This window comes from Sedimenticola hydrogenitrophicus (assembly GCF_025175675.1).
Classification (GTDB): domain Bacteria; phylum Pseudomonadota; class Gammaproteobacteria; order Chromatiales; family Chromatiaceae; genus Sedimenticola; species Sedimenticola hydrogenitrophicus.
Genome location: NZ_JANIOA010000004.1, coordinates 70,688 through 90,924, shown reverse-complemented (window position 1 = coordinate 90,924; position 20,237 = coordinate 70,688). Strand labels below are relative to the sequence as shown.

General features: G+C 64.4%; 12 protein-coding genes. 7 read left to right on the top strand and 5 right to left on the bottom strand.

The genetic code is table 11. The features are described 5' to 3' along the window. Positions 1-35: 35 nt before the first annotated feature. From NPX02_RS03900 to NPX02_RS03890, 3 genes are all read right to left on the bottom strand, one after another. Positions 36-734, bottom strand: coding sequence for a hypothetical protein (locus tag NPX02_RS03900; protein ID WP_260291944.1), 699 nt, complete (start codon positions 732-734; stop codon positions 36-38). Between the two features lie 397 nt (positions 735-1,131). After that, positions 1,132-1,698, bottom strand: coding sequence for a PIN domain-containing protein (locus NPX02_RS03895; RefSeq protein WP_260291943.1), 567 nt, complete (start codon positions 1,696-1,698; stop codon positions 1,132-1,134). Then, positions 1,698-2,150 (bottom strand): helix-turn-helix domain-containing protein, encoded by a 453-nt coding sequence (locus NPX02_RS03890; RefSeq protein WP_260291942.1) that lies wholly within the window; start codon positions 2,148-2,150, stop codon positions 1,698-1,700. Before NPX02_RS03890 ends, NPX02_RS03895 begins: the two co-directional genes overlap by 1 nt. A 213-nt stretch (positions 2,151-2,363) precedes the next feature. Here NPX02_RS03890 and NPX02_RS03885 point away from each other — a divergent pair, with 213 nt between their 5' ends. After that, the gene (locus tag NPX02_RS03885; RefSeq protein WP_260291940.1) at positions 2,364-4,490 is read left to right on the top strand and encodes an ATP-dependent helicase; all 2,127 of its coding nucleotides are present in this window, start codon (positions 2,364-2,366) and stop codon (positions 4,488-4,490) included. A gap of 58 nt (positions 4,491-4,548) precedes the next feature. Further along, positions 4,549-7,602 carry a DEAD/DEAH box helicase gene (locus NPX02_RS03880; protein WP_260291939.1) on the top strand — a complete coding sequence of 1,018 codons (3,054 nt, stop codon included), beginning with the start codon at positions 4,549-4,551 and terminating at the stop codon, positions 7,600-7,602. A 357-nt stretch (positions 7,603-7,959) separates the two neighbouring features. Here NPX02_RS03880 and NPX02_RS03875 read toward each other — a convergent pair whose 3' ends face one another. After that, positions 7,960-8,706 carry an RES family NAD+ phosphorylase gene (locus tag NPX02_RS03875; protein ID WP_260291938.1) on the bottom strand — a complete coding sequence of 249 codons (747 nt, stop codon included), beginning with the start codon at positions 8,704-8,706 and terminating at the stop codon, positions 7,960-7,962. Further along, positions 8,703-9,092, bottom strand: coding sequence for an MbcA/ParS/Xre antitoxin family protein (locus NPX02_RS03870; RefSeq protein ID WP_260291936.1), 390 nt, complete (start codon positions 9,090-9,092; stop codon positions 8,703-8,705). Before NPX02_RS03870 ends, NPX02_RS03875 begins: the two co-directional genes overlap by 4 nt. 156 nt (positions 9,093-9,248) lie before the next feature. Between NPX02_RS03870 and nifJ the strand changes: the two genes are divergently transcribed. The 5 genes from nifJ to fdhF all read left to right on the top strand — a co-directional run bounded on the left by nifJ (position 9,249) and on the right by fdhF (position 20,217). Further along, the gene (nifJ, locus tag NPX02_RS03865) at positions 9,249-12,848 is read left to right on the top strand and encodes a pyruvate:ferredoxin (flavodoxin) oxidoreductase (RefSeq protein ID WP_260291935.1); all 3,600 of its coding nucleotides are present in this window, start codon (positions 9,249-9,251) and stop codon (positions 12,846-12,848) included. A gap of 2 nt (positions 12,849-12,850) precedes the next feature. Then, entirely contained in the window at positions 12,851-13,855 is a 1,005-nt protein-coding gene (locus tag NPX02_RS03860) for a dihydroorotate dehydrogenase-like protein (protein ID WP_260291934.1), read from the top strand. A 137-nt stretch (positions 13,856-13,992) separates the two neighbouring features. After that, the gene (locus NPX02_RS03855) at positions 13,993-15,699 is read left to right on the top strand and encodes a GGDEF domain-containing protein (RefSeq protein WP_260291932.1); all 1,707 of its coding nucleotides are present in this window, start codon (positions 13,993-13,995) and stop codon (positions 15,697-15,699) included. Positions 15,700-15,795: 96 nt separating this feature from the next. Further along, a complete protein-coding gene (locus tag NPX02_RS03850; RefSeq protein ID WP_260291931.1) occupies positions 15,796-17,466 on the top strand; it encodes an NAD(P)H-dependent oxidoreductase subunit E in 1,671 nt (556 codons plus the stop codon). A 3-nt stretch (positions 17,467-17,469) separates the two neighbouring features. Next, the gene (gene fdhF, locus NPX02_RS03845; protein WP_260291927.1) at positions 17,470-20,217 is read left to right on the top strand and encodes a formate dehydrogenase subunit alpha; all 2,748 of its coding nucleotides are present in this window, start codon (positions 17,470-17,472) and stop codon (positions 20,215-20,217) included. The last annotated feature ends 20 nt before the right edge of the window (positions 20,218-20,237 follow it).

Here is a 20,237-nt window from a genome sequence, read left to right as displayed (position 1 = left end):
GCTTTTTGCTGTCCGAGTGCATGTGATTGTTAACTCTAAACTTCGCCACCTTGATCAATGCTTCTGAGTAACAACCGACCCAAACCTGTAATGTCATAGCCCTGGGCCTTGATCATTCCAGTTTTATCATCGAATTCAGGAAGCTCACCACGTTTCGGCTTTTTAAACCTTGCCTTAAGCAAGCCCAGATTAGCTAAATGCAATTTATGTGTTTGATAAATTGTATGCTTATCAATTTCTTCCTGCGATGACCCCATATGTGCCATGGGCGGAGTTAACGCACCCTCATGCGCCTCCCAAAACCCTTGATGTTCTGGTTGTCCACGATACATTGTTTGAGATTTCAAAATGAGCACTTCAATATCGTTAAGCTCACCAAGTATGGACAATAACCGCTTGTACTCGATGTGTTTTACTTCATCTTCCGTTAAGCTGTTTTTTAACAATGATGCAATATATTCTTTTCGCTCTTCTGATAGTGATCTTGAGGCTTGAATAAAACCATCTTCGATTAGGTCGATAGATTCTGGAGAATAAATATTTTGTACGATTTTAGGCCTATCTGCTTCTGGTATTTTTGATTCCAGTAGTTTTAGAAGAGATTCGATCCTATCAATTCTTTGGTTCGGAATGACCGCGCCTACAATCTCTGCTGCCAACGGCCCCACAAAAGGAATAGCCCCTAAAAGACCTTTCCCAATAATGGTTGCAATATCAGTTCCTGATGTGCTCATTTCTTCCTCTTTTAAGAGCTAACGCTGTTTATACAGCCCGCCATCCGGCGCAATATACAGGTGGAGAATATATTGACGATTCCGACATATTGTTCTACGCATGTTCTATTCCTTGAGATAATTTTAAAATGAGGCATCCCGCCAATAGAAGCTCATTCCTTAATACTCCTGAGTTTATCAGCCGCCAACCTCATTGAACAGCCACAAGATGAGCGTCTGCTTCATGTCGGTAGCTGCCTTTCAAGGCAGTTGGGGGAATATCTGCTGAGGTCGCGTAACAGCGTGGGAACGAGGAAGCATGGTTCCTGCGCCTGCACACTCAATCCGGAGGCCGAAGCTCCCGCGGCTGGTACCACGCTGCCAACGGCGCAAGCGCTATCGAATTATGTGATATGAGCTAAATTAGCTCCTTGAAATCATCGAGTTTCTCGGCGGTTACGACTAGACCCTGCGCGGCGAGGCGTTCGAGGAATTCTTCTGGCGTTTTTGGAGGATTCTGGAGCCGGGCACGTTGTGCCTTTGCTGCTTTAATTATGAGTTCAGGCCGCAAGCCAAATTGATATTCAAGAAACTCATCGGGGAGCATGGCTTCGACGCCATACAGATCAAGTACGTCAGCGGGAAAATCCTTGAGGTTGTGGGTGACAATGATCTGGGCGCCGCAACGAATCGCCGCGGCCAAAACATGTCGATCATTCGGATCAGGTAGTGCAAGCCCCTCGATCAGCGACTCATAACCGGTCACCAGGCAATCGGGAACAGCACGATCCATTAATTCCCGTGTACGGCTTAACGCAGATTTCAGTTCCGGCCATTGCTTGACCAGGTTTCGTGTCCACCACTCATCGTAAATCCGCTCAGTCCACTTGGCGCTATAAAGACCGCTTGTGGCCAGGGTGATAAGAAAATCGCGCAGGGGTGCCGGATACAGGACATTGGCATCGAGCAGGACAACGAATGCCATCAGTACCCCATATCCAGCTCTTGCGCCTGCCTGGCCAACTCATCCAGCGCGGCAGCACTCTCGGTATCCTGCTGGCATTTGTATTCCATCAGCGCCTCAAAGCGGATACGGCGGTGCTTGTTGACCTTGTGGTACGGGATCTTGCCCTCGTCAAGCAGCTTGATCAGGTAGGGCCGGGAGACATTCAGGATGTTTGCGGCCTCTTGGGTGGTCAGTTCGGCATGGGTAGGGACAATGGTTACGGCATTGCCCTGTGCCATTTGAGAGAGCACATCCCGCAGCAGGGCAAGGGCCTGCCGGGGCAGAATGAGATCGTGCCCATCCAATCTGACCTGTGCCCGATCCGCTTGGGGCATCTTTGCCAGCAGGGAACTCAACTCTTGTGCGCTGGCGCGAGCCAGGCTGGCGTCCTCGGTGTTCGGCAGTGATGTCATGTTTCGTGAGGTATTCATCGTCGCGTTCCTTCTGTCTCCTTTAGAATAGCCCAATCGAAATAAACGCAATTCGCAATAAATGAAACAAGTGGCCCACCCGGCGTCTGAAAACTGAACTCCGAAACTTGAGTACTACGCAACCCGCCGCGCAGAGATCACCAGACCCCACAGATTCAAATTCAGCCGCCCTCCCCTTTGCCATCGGCAACGGCTCTGAGACAATAACGCGCCATGGCACACCTTCCCCCCTTGACCGATGAGCAGCTGGCCGTGGTGCACCACGGCGACGGCCATGCGCGGGTAAGCGCGGTGGCCGGTTCCGGCAAGACCGCGACCTTGGTGGCCCGGGTGCTCCATCTGCTGGATCAGGGGGCGGATCCGCGACGCATCCTGGCGCTGATGTTCAATGCCTCGGCCCGCCGGGACTTCGCCGAACGTCTGCAGCGGGCCGCCGCCGGCCACTACCCGACCCTGCCCGACGTGCGCACCTTCCACGCCCTGGGGCTGCGCATCACCCAGTCCTGCGAGCGGCGCGGCCTGCTGCCCAGCCATCGACTTGTCACCCAGGACTGGCAGGCCTTCGACGCCTCCCGGGCTGCTCTGGAGCAGACACTTGGGACCACCCGCAATCGCGATCGGGAGGAGCTGCTGTCCAAGGAGCGGGTGGAGTCCTTCGCGAGCTTCATCGGCCTGGTGAAGGCGGATGTGGTGGGGCCTGAAGAGCTGTTCGACCGCATGGGCCTGGATCCGGAGCTGGCGTATTTCGTAGCCGCCTACGAACGCTTCGAGGCGATTCGGCAGAAAGAGGGGGTGCGCTACTACAGCGACCTGATCCACGAGCCGGTGATTGCCCTGCACCGGGACCCGGGGATCGCCGCCTGGCTCGGTGACCACATGGAACATGTCATCCTGGACGAGTATCAGGATATCAACGAGGCGCAACAGCAACTGGTGAAGGCGGTGGCCGGGCGCCGCGCCCAGGTGATGGCGGTGGGTGATGTGGACCAGTGCGTCTACGAGTGGCGCGGGGCGCGGCCGGAGTTCATGGTGGAGCGCTTCTTCAGGGACTTTCCCGGGGCCGTACGCTACCAGTTGACCCGGACCTTCCGTTTCGGCCACCGCCTCTCCCTGCTGGCGGACCACGCCATCGCCCACAACCGGGGACGCGACGACCACCTCTGCCTCTCCGCCGCCGGCACCCCGGACACCCGCATCGAACGCCGCGCGGAGACGGCGCAGCCCCATCCGTTGCCGGCCATCCTGGACGATTGGCGCAACGGCGGGCGTTCCCTGAGCGAGGCCGCGGTGCTGGTGCGCCTCTACAGCATGAGCGTCCCCCTGGAGCTGGCGCTGCTGCGCCAGGGCATCCCCTACCGGCTGGAGGGCCACGACAGCCTGTTCGAGTGCCCCGAGATTCGCTCCCTGCTGGGCCACCTGCGGCTCGCCGCCGGCACCCTGTTCGACAGCGATGACTCCCTGGCGACGGTGGAAACCATGCTGAGGGTGCCCCAACTGGGGTTCAGGAAGGCGGAGCTGGCGCGCATCGCCCAGGCCCTGGTAAAGCAGCCGAAATACCCGGATCAGCTGCTGCGTAGCCTGGTCAACGAGGAGATGAGCGGCTACCAGCGCAACCGGGTATTGGCCCGCGCCGCCCTGTGGCGGCAGCTACAGCAGCGCGGCAAAGGCGCCCCGGCCGGGGAGCTGCTGCGGCAGGTCATCGAGGAGGCGGAACTGTACGAGTTCTTCCGCTGGTCCAGCCCCACACCGATGCAGGCCCAGGAACGGCAGCAGACCTGCGAATCATTCCTCGGCTTCGCCCGGGAAAGCGGTCGGCGTGCGGGCAGCTTCCTGGAGCTGATCGCGGAGCTGCAGGCCCGGCACCGGGACGGACAGGGCGAGCGACTGCTCATCACTTCCATCCACCGGGCCAAGGGGCTGGAGTGGCCCCTGGTGATCCTGCCCGGCCTGGTCGAGGGCCGCTTTCCCTACTACCTCTCCCCGGACCAGGCCGGCCCGGTGGAAGACGAACGGCGGCTGTTCTACGTGGGCTGCACCCGGGCCCAGGAACGGCTCTGCCTGCTGCACCCGCCAGACCCGGAGCTGGATCGATACGAACAGACGCAGGAGAGCCAAGTGCCCCCGCCCTATCGCTGCGTTGCCAGCCGGTTTCTGTACGAGGCCCGCACAGCCCTGTCGGACCGGGTAGGCGCCGCTCTGGCCGGACAAGCGGAGCAAATGACCGTGGCCCAGGCCCCGGCATTGGTCAATCGCTATCTGCAGGCCGTGGATGCCGGGTTCCGGGTCGAAGAGAGACCGAAACACCCCGCCAGCAAGAGCGCCAAGGGTGCGAAGAACTGATATCATCCTCAACACGTTTCCCTCAATATGATCCCCCAAACACAACCAAAGTGCCGCCATGCCAGAGACCGCCCCAGACCCCTTCCTCTATGATGCCGAACAACTCCATGCCCTGACCGGCGCACCGTTGGTGGAACGGGGACTGCGCTGGTTCAAGGAGAACCGCGTGACCGATCTGGCCACGGACAGCAACGCCCTGTGGGGGCAGGTGGAAGACCCTGAGAGCGACGAACCCATCGCCGTCGGCTTGAGCTATGAAGACAGCGGCAACCTGCGGGTGGAGTGCCTGTGCAAGCCGGACGGGGATGCGCCCTGCGCCCACGCGGTGGCCCTGTTGTGCGCCCATGCCGCCAACACCGCTGGCACCGACCTGGCGCTGCTCAGCGCCCGCGAAGGCGCACTGGCGGAGCGGCGCAAGGCGGGCCGTTCCGAGGTGCGGGTGAAGCACCTGGGGGGCGAGCCCTGGTTCGGTACCTGGCGCGCCCGTTCCGTGGACGCGGACCCGCGCTTCGGCCGCAGCTACCAGGTGCATATCCGCTCACTGCACGAGCCGACCAACTACTGCACCTGCCCCGACTTCGCGGTCAACCAGCTCGGCACCTGTAAACACATCGAGGCGGCCCTGCACCGCATCAGCAAGCGCAGGGACTACCGACGGCTGGCCGACCAGTCGGCACCCCACCCCTATATCTACCTGGACTGGAATACCCCCGAGGCACCGCGCATCCGCCTGTTCCACGGCGCGGTCAAGGGTAAGAAGCTGCAGGTACTGCTGGCCGCCTGGTTCGACGCCGAGGGCCTGTTCAGCGGCCGTCTGCCGGAGGACTTCTTCCGCCTGAGCGAAGCACTGGCGGGGCGCGCCGACATTGATCTCGGCGACGACGCCCAGGCGCATGCCCAACGCCTGGCCGAGCAGGCGGCCCGTCGGGTGCGGGCGGCGGAAATCCGCGAGCGCATCGCCGAGACCGGCGGCCGTCTGCCGGGGATCAGGGCCACCCTCTACCCCTACCAGATGGAGGGGGTGGCCTTCCTGGCCGCCAACGGTCGCACCCTGCTGGCGGATGACATGGGCCTGGGCAAGACCCTGCAAGCCATCGCCGCCGCCAGCTGGCTGTACCGCCACGAGGGGGTGGCACGCACCCTGGTGATCTGCCCCGCCTCCCTCAAGCACCAGTGGGCGCGGGAGATCGAGCGCTTCACCAGCCTGCCGGTGCAAATCGTGCAGGGCCCGGCGGCCCAGCGCCGGGCCCAGTACCGCAAGCTGGAGTGCTTCACCGTGCTGAACTACGAGCTGGCGCTGCGCGACCTGTCGGAAATCAACGAGATCCTCTGCCCGGACCTGCTGATCCTCGACGAGGCGCAACGGATCAAGAACTGGCGCACCAAGATCGCCACCGCGGTCAAGCGCATCCCGTCCCGCTACGCCTTCGTGCTGACAGGCACCCCGCTGGAGAACCGGCTGGAGGACCTCTACAGCCTGATGCAGGTGGTGGATCAGCGCCTGCTCGGCCCGCTGTGGCGCTACCTGGCCGACTTCCACGTCACCGACGAGCGCGGCAAGGTGCTGGGCTACCGCAACCTCAGCGAGCTGCGCCGCCGCCTGGCCCCGGCCATGTTGCGCCGCGATCGGCGCCTGGTCGCCGATCAACTGCCGGCGCGCATCGAACAGCGCCTGGACGTGGAGATGACGCCCACACAGTGGGCGCTGCACGACGACGCGGCAGCCAACGCCGGACGCCTGGCCATGATCGCCCAACGCCGTCCCCTGACCCCCAGCGAGCAGAACCGCATGATGGCCGCCATGCAGGCCGCGCGCATGGCCTGCAACGCCGCCGGCCTGGTGGACAAGGTGACCGAGGGTTCGCCCAAGATCGACGAACTGGCCCAGCTGCTGGACGAGCTCTGCCTGCAAGGCGGTCTCAAGGCGGTGGTGTTCTCCCAGTGGGAGCGCATGACCGCCATGGTGGAGGAGCGGCTGCGCGGGCTCGGCCTGGGCTGCGTGCGCCTGCACGGCGGCGTGCCGACCGCCAAGCGGGGCGATCTGACGGACCGTTTCCGCGATGACGACGCGGTGCAGGTGTTCATCTCCACCGATGCCGGCGGCTCCGGCTTGAACCTGCAGAGCGCCTCGGTGCTGGTCAACCTGGATGTGCCCTGGAACCCGGCGATACTGGACCAGCGCATCGCCCGGGTGCACCGCCTGGGACAAAAGGGAAAGGTCCAGGTGATCCTGATGGTGGCTCCCGACTCCTACGAGGAGCGGGTGATGCGGCTGGTGGCCGGAAAGCGCGACCTGTTTGACAACGTGGTGGACCCGGAGGCAACCGCGGACACGGTAGGCGTCTCCAAGCGCCTGTTGGAAGCACTGGCGGAAGAGCTGGCGGGGCAGCCCCCGCAGGCCGACAGCCAGGATTCTGAAGCACCCGTGCCCGAAACAGAGGGACCGACAACCCCCGTACCCGCGGCGCACGGAAACGGGGAAGCGTCGGAAGAGCCCCCGTTACTGGCCCACTGCATCGAGGCCCTGCAACGGGAACTGGGCCCACGCATCGAACGCATCCTCGGCATCGGCGGACGCCTGCTGGTGGTGATCGACCGGGTGGACGAAGCGGCCTCACGTCTCGCCGAGACACTGTCGCAACACATCCCCGTAGCCCTGGTGGACCCCCTCACCCTGACCGGCCTGCAACGCCTGGGCGACGCCTTCCCCTTCGCCGTGGGCCAGGTGCACTATGACGCCGCCGCCCAGCCGCAGCCGCAAGGCCCCTCCCTGCTGCGCCGCCAGGCCGAGGAGCGCCTGGAGGCCGCACGCCTGTTGCTGGAACAGGGGAGCCGAGGCCCCGCGGTGGAACTGCTGCTGTCCGCCATGCTGGCCGCCACCGCGGACCTGGCCGGCGAGACCAGCGCGCCCACGGCCCAGCAGGCCGCGGTGTGGCTCTACGGTGAAGCACTTCCCAGGGGGTTGCTGGAAGAGGGGCAGGCCGCGATCCTGATACGGGCCCTGGCCTTGGCCCAAGCGCCGGAGCTGCCGCAATCGATGCTGGAGGCGATGTTAACGGATGCACAAACCCTCTTGACAACACACCGGCCACGGAACGCACGTCAGATCTAAACGCCTACGGTTTAAGGATCAACTGCTGGATATGCAGGGCGTCCCGGGGACGTATGCTGGCAAGGGAAAAAAGCCCTATCACCCGGCAATGTTGGTTGCACCCTGGTAGTCCTTCAATTTGATAAAGTACTTTTGTAGGGTGGATAAGCGACAGCGCATCCACCATTGCCGCGGTGAGGAGTGGTACATGGATGTACCGTTTACGGACCTGAGGATGGCATGCGCCTACCGGCTTATCCACCCTACGAAACTAACCCACCCAAAACTGAAACAGCTTTACCCGGCAATTTTAAATTGGAAGACAGTTAATAGTGCCAATCGGTATTTTCGCCTTGGCCACGCTGAGGCACCGATACCTCAGCCTGCAGGCCGGGGAAGCTTCCCGGCGATCAGGTATCTTTCGAGTGGGAAGTGGTGGCGGAGACCCATCGCCCTATAGGTGACCCTATGGGCATCGACCGAGCAGATGCCCTGCTCCACTTGGTGGACCAAGGGGTTGGCCAGCGCCTCGGGAGATGAAAGTGCGACATTGAGCCCCTGATCCGGGTCCCTCGCGGAGATGTATTCAAACGCCAGCACACCGTCCGCGCGCATGGCCATCCCCAGTGCCTGGGTTGTCGAGTAGTCTTCCGGGTGCCGCAAGATTTCGCTATGCAGCGCGAACGGCTGCGACTGAAGCTGGATGCCGCAATCAGTGCGGTAGTCGAAGCCAAACTGGGTGTGCTGCGTCATCCAGACACGCCCAGGCGCCAGATCGACGGCGTCCTGAAACAGGAAGTGCCGATAGAAAGCAAATTCCTCCATCGCGGTCTGGATGGCAAGCGCGCCGTAGAGGTAGCCGGGCTCCCGGGTTAAGCCAAAACGGCTTCCCCACTCGAGCGGGGGATAGCGGAAGGGCGACTGCAGCAGGTAGTGTAGGGCCCCGCTTCCGGGACGCTTTCGCGGCTTGGAGTCATCCAGCAGGCTCTCAAGCAGATCCTGGGCATCCAGCGATGAGACGATCTCCGTGGTGGCGGCCTGTTCTTGTGTTTCTACGATCCGATAGCCACGTCCGGCAATGGGCCGCACACACTCCCGACCGACATCCGACCAGATCTCGCTCAAACACGACCCCGCATCGCGTCCAGATAGCGGGTTAGCGTCACCAGCCCGTCGATACGGTGCATCATGTCGGCCGGAACGGCCTGCAATGAGCGAATGGGGGAGCGCATCCACTCCCGCAGGTGCGTTTCGTCACGGCCGATCAAGGCATAGAGCGAGCGATACACCCGCACCACCATGAGGGCGATTTCGCCGCTCTTTGAGTGTGGATCAACCCCGTTGCGGTTGATCGTGGTGCGGCTCCGGCCGATGATGTTGCCGACTTCGTCACCACTGAAGCCGAGCTTCCTGCCGGCGTTGATTACGGCCTCGCCGAGTACGGCGGACTCGTTTAAAGCGTCTTGTCGCCTGCTGTGGGCCATATCCGTCTCCGAATGTGCATTTGTCATTATAATAGCATTTTATGTGCGAATGAACAGGGCGTGAATGGGTGTTTGTCTAACAGCGAAAAGACCGGGGCATCGGTCACTGATGACCACCCGGGTCTGGGCTATGCTTGCACTCAGGGACGGAGACAACGCCCCGCTCAGTAACGGGAGAAACACATGCAGCACCTGGCCACCATCGACGGCAATGAAGCCGCCGCCACCATCGCCCACCTGACCAACGAAGTCATCGCCATCTACCCCATCACCCCCGCCTCGCCCATGGGCGAGCACGCCGACGCGTGGTCGGCGCAGGGACGCCGCAACCTGTGGGGCACGGTGCCTGGTATTATCGAGATGCAGAGCGAGGGCGGCGCCGCCGGCGCGCTGCATGGTGCCCTGCAGGCCGGAGCGCTGTGCACCAGCTTCACCGCCTCCCAGGGCCTGCTGCTGATGATACCCAACCTGTACAAGATCGCCGCGGAACTGACCCCCATGGTGCTGCACGTGGCGTCGCGTTCCCTGGCGGCCCAGGCGCTCTCCATCTTTTGCGACCACGCCGATGTAATGGCGACGCGCGGTACCGGCTTCGCCATGCTGTGCGCCAACTCGGTCCAGGAGGTCCACGATCTGGCGCTGATCGCCCAGGCGGCGACCCTGGAGGCCCGGGTACCGATCATCCATTTCTTCGACGGTTTCCGCACCTCTCACGAGGTGGCCAAGATCGAGACCATCGGCACCGAGGTGGTCCGCGCCCTGATCAGCGACGAGCTGGTGCAGGCGCACCGCGCCCGCGCCCTCAACCCGGAGCATCCGGTGCTGCGCGGCAGCTCGCAGAACCCCGATGTCTATTTCCAGGGGCGCGAGAGCGTCAACTCCTGGTACCGGAAGATGCCCGCCATCGTACAGGGGGTGATGGATCGCTTCGCGGCGCTCAGCGGCCGCCAGTACCGGCTGTTCGACTATGTCGGCGCCGCCGATGCCGAGCGGGTGCTGGTGCTGATGGGTTCCGGCGCCGAGACGGCGCACGAAACCGTCGACCACCTGCTGGCCCGGGGTGAGAAGGTGGGGCTGCTCAAGGTGCGTCTGTACCGCCCGTTCGATGCCGCTGCCCTGCTCGCCACGCTACCCGCCACGGTACGCCGCATTGCCGTGCTCGACCGCACCAAGGAGCCGGGCGCCGACGGCGAACCGCTGTACAAGGACGTGCTCGGCGCGGTGGCCTATGCCTTCGCCGCCGGAGAGTCGCCTCTCGGTCAGCTGCCGCTGGTGATCGGCGGCCGCTACGGTCTCTCCTCCAAGGAGTTCACCCCGGGCATGGTCAAGGCGGTGTTCGACGAGCTGGACCGGGAGCGGCCGAAAAACGGATTCACCATCGGCATTCACGACGACGTCACCCACACCAGCCTGGATTGGGATGCCGGCTTTCGTAGCGATGCGGCAGGAGAGGTCAACTGCGCCCTGTTCTACGGCCTCGGCTCCGACGGCACCGTCAGCGCCAACAAGAACAGCATCCGGATCATCGGCGAGGCCACCGACCTGCAGGCCCAGGGCTATTTCGAATACGATTCCAGGAAGGCCGGTGCCGTCACCATCTCCCATCTGCGCTTTGGTAAGCAGCCGATCCGCTCCAGCTACCTGATCGGCGACGACCAGGCCCGGTTCATCGGCTGCCACCAGACCATCTTCCTGGAACGTTACGACCTGCTGGACAAGGCTGTAGCGGGCGCGGTGTTCCTGCTCAACACCACCGCCGTGCCGGAAACGGCCTGTGACACCCTGCCGCGGCGCATGCAGCAGCAGATCATCGACAAGCAACTGCGTTTCTTCGTCATCGATGCCTACCGGGTGGCGCAGGAGAGCGGTATGCAGCGGCGCATCAACACCATCATGCAGACCTGCCACTTCGCCATCTCCGGGCTGTTACCGCGCGATCAGGCAATCCAGGCGATCAAGGATGCGGTGGAGAAGAGCTACGGCGGCAAGGGCGACCGCATCGTGGAACTCAACTTCCGTGCCATCGATGCCGCCCTGGCCAACCTGCACCAGGTCAGCGTGCCGGAGCGGGCGACCTCGACCTTCGAGCGACCACCGGCGGTGGCGGCCAACGCCCCGCCCTTCGTGCGCGAGGTCACCGCCCGGCTGATCGCCGGCCAGGGTGACCGGCTGCCGGTGAGCGCCATGCCCGCCGACGGCACCTGGCCCACCGCCACCACACGCTGGGAGAAGCGCAATATCGCCCTGGAGATCCCGGTCTGGGACGAGAACCTCTGCATTGCCTGCGGCAAGTGCCCCTTCGTCTGCCCGCACACGGCGATCCGCAGCAAGCTGTTCGATCCGGCCCGGGTCAGCGACCTGCCGCCCACCTTCCGGCACATGCCGGTCAAGGGCAAGGAGTTCCCCGAGGGTGCGCATATCGTCTACCAGGTAGCGGCGGAGGACTGCACCGGCTGCGGCCTGTGCGTGGACATCTGCCCGGCCAAGGACAAGGAGAACCCGGGCCGGCGCGCCCTCAACATGGCACCCCAGCCGCCGTTGCGCGAACAGGAGCGGGTCAATTTCGAGTACTTCCTCGCCCTGCCCGAATTCGACCGGCGCGAGGTGCGCAATACTGTGATGAAAAGCGCCATGCTGCTGCAGCCGCTGTTCGAGTTCTCCAGTGCCTGCCCCGGTTGCGGCGAAACGCCCTATCTGCGCCTCGCCTCGCAGCTGTTCGGCGACCGCATGCTGGTGGCCAACGCCACCGGCTGCTCCTCCATCTACGGCGGCAACCTCCCCACGACGCCCTGGGCGCGGGACACGCAGGGCCGCGGACCGGCCTGGAACAATTCACTGTTCGAGGACAATGCCGAATTCGGCCTCGGCATGCGCATCGCCGTCGACAAGCAGCGGGAGCAGGCCATCGAACTGCTCGACCGGCTCGCATCCCATATCGACGCGGCGCTGATGCGGGGGTTGCTCGACGCCGGGCAGGGGGACGAGGCCGGCATCCACGAACAGCGCGAACGCGTCGCCAGGCTGCGTGAAGCGCTGCAACCGCTGGACCTCCCCGAAGCCCGCCAGATGGAGAGCCTGACCGACAGTCTGGTGAAGCGCAGCGTCTGGATCGTCGGCGGCGACGGCTGGGCCTATGACATCGGCTTCGGCGGTCTCGACCATGTGCTCTCCTGCGGCCGCGATGTCAACATCCTGGTGCTGGACACCGAGGTTTACTCCAACACCGGCGGCCAGACCTCGAAGGCGACACCGCGCGGGGCGGTGGCCAAATTCTCCGCCGGCGGCAAGCCGACGGCGAAAAAGGACCTGGCGATGATCGCCATGGCCTACGGTGACGTCTACGTGGCCCAGGTGGCCTACGGCGCCAAGGATGTGCAGACCCTCAAGGCCTTCATGGAGGCCGAGTCCTGGCCCGGGGTCTCCCTGATCATCGCCTACAGCCCCTGCACCGCCTGGGGCACCGACATGGCGAACAATCACGCCATGCAGGACCGCGCCGTGCGCAGCGGTCACTGGCCGCTGTTCCGCTATGACCCGCGCCGCGCCGCAAGCCAGGAAAACCCGTTGCAGCTGGACTCCAGGGAGCCGTCGATCGCCTACCGTGATTTTGTCAGCCAGGAGACCCGCTTCAGCATGCTGTGGCGCAGCGATCCGGAGGCCGCCGAGCGCTACCTTGGCGCGGCCCAGCAACACGCCCTCGACAACTACCTCCATTACCGCCAGCTGGCGGACCTGAGCTACGCCACCCCGGGCGCAGAGAAGCCCGGCCAGGCGAAGGAGTGATCATGGACCTGCGTACCACCTATCTCGGCCTGACCCTGAAAAACCCACTGGTGCCGTCCGCCTCGCCGCTCTCCCGCAGCCTTGACACGGCGAAACAACTGGAGGACGCGGGGGCCGCCGCCCTGGTGATGTACTCGCTGTTCGAGGAGGAGCTGCGGCATGATCAGGAGGTGATGGACGACTACCTGCACAACCAGGCCCTGGGCCATGCCGAAGCGACCAGTTTTCTACCGCTGCACGACAGCATGCGCTCCCGGCAAGCGTCTTATCTGGAGCAGTTACAACGCCTGAAACAGGCGCTGGAGATCCCCGTCATCGCCAGTCTCAACGGCGTCACCCCGGGCGGCTGGGTGGAGCATGGCAAGGCGTTGCAGCAGGCCGGGGCCGACGCGCTGGAATTGAACGTCTATTACATTGCCGGCGGCCTGGCGGTGAGCGGCGCCGAGGTGGAGCGCCGTTATATCGACCTGCTCCATGAACTGCGCCAGCACGTCAGCCTGCCCATCGCCATGAAGCTGTCGCCCCAGTTCAGCTCCATTGCCAACCTGGTCAGCCATCTGGAGCGGGTCGGGGCCGCCGGCGTCAGCCTGTTCAACCGCTTCTACCAACCGGATATCGATATCGACAGCCTGCGGGTGACCCCGCAACTGCACCTCTCGAGTTCGGCGGAATGCCTGCTGGCGATGCGCTGGATCGCCATGCTCCACGGCCGTGTGAAACTGAGCCTGGCCGCCACCGGCGGCATCCACGACCACCAGGACGCGCTGAAGATGCTCCTCGCCGGGGCCGACGTGGTGCATCTCTGCAGCACCCTGCTGCGGCATGGCCCCGGCAGGCTGGCCGAAATCCTGTGCGGCATGGAGGCATGGCTGGAAGAGAGCCCTTATACATCGGTCGAGCAGCTCAAGGGCACGCTCAGTCAGCAACATACCGGCGACGCCTCGGCCTACGCCCGCGCCAACTATCTGCAACTGCTGAACAACTATCTACCCTCCGGCGACTGTTAACCCCCAGCCGGGGAGAACCGCATCCGCACCGTGATGCATGAGACATCCCAGGCCAAGCGTGGTGAGTTAGCCATTGCTTAAGTTTTCCGCACCGATCCCGATACAATAATAAATAACCAGGCAGTACCCGCCCTATCATGAACCTCAAATCACGCTTCTCCCTGATTACCCTGCTGCTGATCGCCGTCTCGGCCATCGCCGGGTGGGGGTCGGTGCGCACCCTGGCGGAGGATATCGTCGCGCAGTGGGCAATGCGTTACGCGGAGAAACAGGCGCTCTATGACAAGAGCCGCACCCTGCAGCCGATCCTGCGCGAGGTGGCGCTGGCACGCCAGCTGGCCCACTCCCAGTATATCCGCGAGTGGACGCGGAAACCGGACGACCCGGAGCGTAGCCGACGCGCCATTACCGAAATGGAGAGCTTTCGGCAAAGTTTTCATGACCAGAACTATTTCGTGGCGCTGCTGAAAAACGGCCATTACTACTACAACAACGCGGAGAATGAATACGCCGGCAAGGAGTTCCGCTATACCCTCGATCCGAAACAGGCCAAGGATGCCTGGTTTTACGACCTGATCCGGCAGGGGCGGGACCTGCACATCAACGTCAATCCCGACCTGGAGCTGGGCATCACCAGGCTCTGGATCGACGTGCTGATCCGCGACGGCAACGATATCCTCGGCATGGCCGGGACCGGCCTGGACCTGACCGGCTTCATCCAGAACGTGGTGGAAGAGGAGGAACCCGGCGTCACCAGCCTGTTTGTCGACCACACCGGGGCGATCCAGATACACCGCAACGAGTCACTGATCGATTTCGGTTCCATCAGCAAAAATCAGGGCGAACAGCACACCATCGATCTGCTGTTCGATCAGCCGGCGGACCGCACCGCGATCCTGGCTGCCATGAAGGTGCTGGAAGACCTGAACCAGACCGTGATTACCGAGTTCGTCAGCGTCAACGGCAAGCGCCACCTGGCGGGGATCACCTATCTGCCGGAGATCGGCTGGTACGAGATCACCCTGCTCGACCTCGATGTCCTGCTGCCGTTCAGCCAGTTCAGCGGGATTCTGCTGGTCTATGCCATCACGCTGCTGGGCGCTTTTCTGCTACTGCACCTGTTCCTCAATCACCAGGTACTGAATCCCCTGAGCCAACTCGACCGCGCCATGAGCCGGGTCGAATCCGGCGCCGACGTGACGGACAATCTGGGGGAACTGGGAACGGGTGAGATCCGCCGCCTGATGCAGCGCTTTTTGCGCATGGCCCACGCCGTCCTGGAGTCCCGGCACGACCTGGAGAGCAAGATTCAGGAACGCACCCTGGCACTGGAACGGCTGACCAAGATCGATCCCCTGACCGAACTGCTGAACCGGCGCGGCATGACCGAGCGGATCGAGACGGAGCTGCAGCGTATCCAGCGCGAGCCAGGCCAGGTGGGCCTGCTCTGGCTGGATGTCGACTGGTTCAAGCAGATCAACGACCACCATGGCCACGCCGTGGGCGACCAGGCGCTCCGGCTGCTGGCCGATATTATCCGCAACACCCTGCGCCCCTACGATGTCGCCTCGCGCTGGGGCGGCGACGAATTCCTGGTGCTGGTGCAGCCGGCGGATGCCGACACCCTGGACCAGATCGGCACCCGGCTGAACCGGGAGATCGCGGAGAACCGGCAACTGGTCACCGCCGGCGGCGAGATCGTCCCCCTGAGCGCCAGCATCGGCGGCCACCTGTCGCGGGAGGGCGAGCCGCTGGACAGTCTGCTGCAGCGGGCCGACCAGGCCCTCTACGCCGCCAAGGCGGCGGGACGCAACTGCTATCGCTCCACCGCCGAGATCGCATGAGCCCCACCGCCCCTCCCCAGGCCGACTTCCCCCGCCTCTTGCGCCGCTTCGGCGGGGGGTTATGATTAGTAACTGAAAAAACCCGTGGAGGCGGTATTGAAAACATCCGGAAAAAAGCAACACGGCCGCCCCCGGGGACGCCAGGCGGATGCCGCCGACCTGGCCACCGTGCAAGGCTATCTGGACGCCGGCCAGGGCCGGCGCGACCGCCTGATCGAGTATCTGCACCGTATCCAGGATGATCGCGGCTACCTGGACAGCGGCCTGCTGACCGCCCTGGCCGAGGTCCTGAAGCTCTCTACCGCGGAAGTCTGCGAAGTGGCCAGTTTCTATCACCATTTCGATGTCGTGAAAAATAGCGAGTCGCCGCCGCCGTCCCTGACCATCCGGGTCTGCGACTCCATCAGCTGCCGCATGGCCGGCGCGGAGCCGCTGATCGCGCAACTCCAGGGTGCGCTGGGTGACGGCGTGCGAATCCAGCGGGCCCCCTGTGTCGGTCGCTGCGACAACGCGCCGGTGGCGGTGGTGGGAACCCGGCCGGTGGCCGCCGCCACTCCGGCGCGGGTGCGGGAGACGCTCGACGCCGGGGTCCACAGCGACGGGATACCTGCCACCGCCCGGGACTACGCCGCCTACCGAGCCGCCGGCGGTTATGCCCGACTCCGAACCCTGGTCGAGCATGGCGACGAGGCGGCCTGCGAGGCCGTCATCGCCTGTCTGGAGGACGCCAACCTGCGCGGCCTGGGCGGCGCCGGCTTCCCGGTGGGGCGCAAGTGGCGCGTCGTCCGCGGCTACCCGGGACCGCGCCTGATGGCGGTGAATATCGACGAGGGCGAACCGGGCACCTTCAAGGACCGGTACTACCTGGAGCGTGATCCGCACCGTTTTCTGGAGGGGATGCTGATCGCCGCCCGGGTGGTGGGTATTGAAAAGATCTACATCTACCTGCGCGACGAGTATGCCGGCATCCGCGCCCTGTTGCAGCGCGAGCTGCAGGCGTTGCGCGACGATCCGCCCTGCCCGCTGCCCGGGATCGAACTGCGGCGCGGCGCCGGGGCCTACATCTGCGGCGAGGAGTCGGCCATGATCGAGTCGATCGAGGGCAAGCGCGGCCTGCCGCGGCTGCGCCCCCCCTTCATCGCCGAGCGCGGGCTGTTCGGCCGCCCCACCCTGGAACACAACATGGAGAGCCTCTACTGGGTGCCGGAACTGCTGGAGAAGGGCGCGGACTGGTTCACCGCCCAGGGGCGCCGTGGCCGCCAGGGGCTGCGCAGCTTCTCGCTCAGCGGGCGGGTGCGCCGTCCCGGGGTACACCTCGCCCCGGCCGGCATCAGCGTGCGCGAACTGATCGACGAGTATGGCGGCGGCATGCTGGAGGGACACCAGTTCAAGGCCTATTTTCCCGGTGGCGCCTCGGGCGGTATCCTGCCCGCCAGGCTGGGCGACCTGGCGCTCGATTTCGACACCCTGAACGAGCACGGCTGCTTCATCGGCTCGGCCGCCGTCATCGTCCTCTCCGATCGCGACAACGTGCGCGACCTGGCCCTGAACGCGATGCACTTCTTTGCCCACGAATCCTGCGGCCAGTGCACCCCCTGCCGCGTCGGTACGGCCAAGGCGGCCCGCCTGATGAATGAACCCCGCTGGGACCGGCCGCTGCTGCAGGAGCTCTGCGAGGTGATGACGGATGCCTCCATTTGCGGGCTCGGCCAGGCGGCGCCCAATCCGCTACGCTGCGTAATGCAGTATTTTCCGGAGGAGTGCTGAACCATGAGCGACCGGACTGAAGGCCGCGCCGACGGCATCCGCTTCACCCTGAATGAGACAGCGGTAACCGCCCTGGCCGGGGAGTCCATCCTGCAGGCGGCGCAACGTCACGGCGTGGAGATCCCCCACCTCTGTTACCAGGAGGGGCTGCGCGCGGACGGCAACTGCCGCGCCTGCATGGTGGAGATCGACGGCGAGCGCGTCCTCGCCGCCTCCTGCTGCCGCCAGCCAAGCCCGGGCATGGAAGTGCGCAGCCGCTCCGAGCGCGCGCTGCATGCGCAAAAGCTGGTGCTGGAACTGCTGCAGTCTGACCTGCCCCATGACCGGGCGGGTTACACCCGGCACAACGAGCTGGATCACTGGAGCGACAAGCTGGGGGTCGACCACTACCGCTTCCCGTCGCGCAGCCAACCGGCCCCGGACAACTCCCATCCCGCCATCGCGGTACGGCTCGACGCCTGTATCCAGTGCGGGCGCTGTCTGCGCGCCTGCCGCGAAACCCAGGCCAACGACGTGATCGGCTTCTTCGGTCGCGCCAGCGCCCTGCAGATCGGCTTCGACCTGGATGACCCAATGGGCCAGTCAAGTTGTGTGGCCTGCGGCGAGTGCGTGCAGACCTGTCCCACCGGCGCCCTGATGCCGGCGAGCGATGTGGCCCTGCAACCAGTCGACCGCCAGGTGCACTCGGTCTGTCCCTACTGCGGGGTCGGTTGCCAGCTCACCTACCACGTGCGGGACAACCGTATACTTTATGTTAATGGACGAGATGGCCCCGCCAACCACGGCCGGCTCTGCGTCAAGGGGCGCTACGGCTTCGACTACGTCAGCCACCGCCAGCGCCTGACCAAGCCCCTGATCCGCCGTGCCGATGCCCCCAAGCGCGCCGCCATGGACATGGACTACGACAATCCGCTGCGCGATTTCCGCGAGGCCGAGTGGGATGAGGCGCTGCGGCTGGCCGCCGACGGACTACTGAAAATCCGCGAACGCGCTGGTCCCCGGGGGCTGGCCGGGTTCGGCTCCGCCAAGGGCTCCAACGAGGAGGCCTACCTGTTCCAGAAGCTGGTGCGCACCGGCTTCGGCAGCAATAATGTGGACCACTGCACCCGGCTCTGCCACGCCTCCTCGGTGGCCGCGCTGCTGCAGATGATCGGTTCCGGCGCGGTCTCCAACCCGGTGGCCGACGTGGCGCAGGCCGAGGTGATCCTGCTGATCGGCGCCAACCCCACCGCCAACCACCCGGTCGCCGCCACCTTTTTCAAGAATGCCGCCCGGGCCGGCAAGACCCTGATCGTGATGGACCCGCGCCGCACCGAGATCGCCCGCCACGCCGACCACTTCCTGCAGTTCAATCCCGATACCGACGTGGCGCTGCTCAACGCCATCCTGCACGCGGTGATCGAGCTCGACCTGGTGGACCGGGACTTCATCGAAAGCCGCACCGAGGGCTACGCGGCGCTGAAGGCGCACCTGGCCGACTACAGCCCGGCGCGCATGGCGCCGGTGTGCGGCATTCCCGCAGAGACCCTCTACGAGGTGGCCCGCGTTTATGCCGGCTCCCGCGGCTCGATGATCTTCTGGGGCATGGGCATCTCCCAGCACATTCACGGTACCGACAACGCCCGCTGCCTGATCAACCTGGCCCTGATCAGCGGCCAGATCGGCCGTCCCGGCAGCGGCCTGCATCCGCTGCGCGGCCAGAACAACGTGCAGGGGGCCTCCGACGTGGGCCTGATCCCCATGGTCTATCCCGACTACCAGCGGGTCGACGACCCGGCGGTGCGGCAGCGCTTCGAGGCGCTCTGGGGCGTGCCGCTCGATCCCGAACCCGGCCTCACCGTGGTGGAGATCATGCACGCGATCGAGGCAGGCGACATTCGCGGGATGTATATCATGGGCGAGAACCCGGCCATGTCCGACCCCAACCTGAACCAGGCTCGCCAGGCGCTGGCCTCGCTGGAGCACCTGGTGGTGCAGGACATCTTTATGACCGAGACCGCCCACTACGCCGACGTGATCCTGCCGGCCTCGGCCTTTCCGGAGAAGGACGGCACCTTCACCAACACCGACCGGCGGGTACAGCTGGGACGCCGGGCGCTCGATCCCCCGAGCGAGGCACGCCAGGACCTGGAGATCATCACGGAACTGGCGCGGCGGCTGGGGCTGACATGGGACTATTCCGGGCCGCGCGAGGTATTTGCGGAGATGCGTCAGGCGATGCCAAGCATTGCCGGCATCACCTGGGAGCGGCTGCAGGCGGAGAGCGCCGTCACCTATCCCTGTGAGCGGGAGGGGGACCCGGGTACCGAGGTGATCTTCACCGACACCTTCCCACGCCCCGGGGGCCGGGCGGCGCTGATCCCCGCCGCCTTCACCCAGGCCGACGAGTTGCCGGATGCGAACTATCCGTGGATTCTGATCACCGGCCGGCAACTGGAACACTGGCACACCGGCGCCATGACCCGCCGCGCCAGTGTACTGGACGCCCTGCAGCCACGGCCGCTGGCGATGCTGCATCCGCAGCTCCTGCAGCAGTTGGGGGTGACCGCCGGAGAGCCGATCCGTATTCGCTCACGGCGCGGCGAGATCGTCGTTGCGGCCCAGAGCGACCGCGGTCTGCAGCCGGGTCAGATCTTCCTGCCGTTCTGTTATTACGAGGCGGCCGCCAATCTGCTGACCAACGAGGCACTGGACCCGGACGGCAAGATTCCCGAGTTCAAGTTTTCGGCGGTGTGGGTGGAACCGGCATAAAGCGAGTGTTCTGTAAAAGT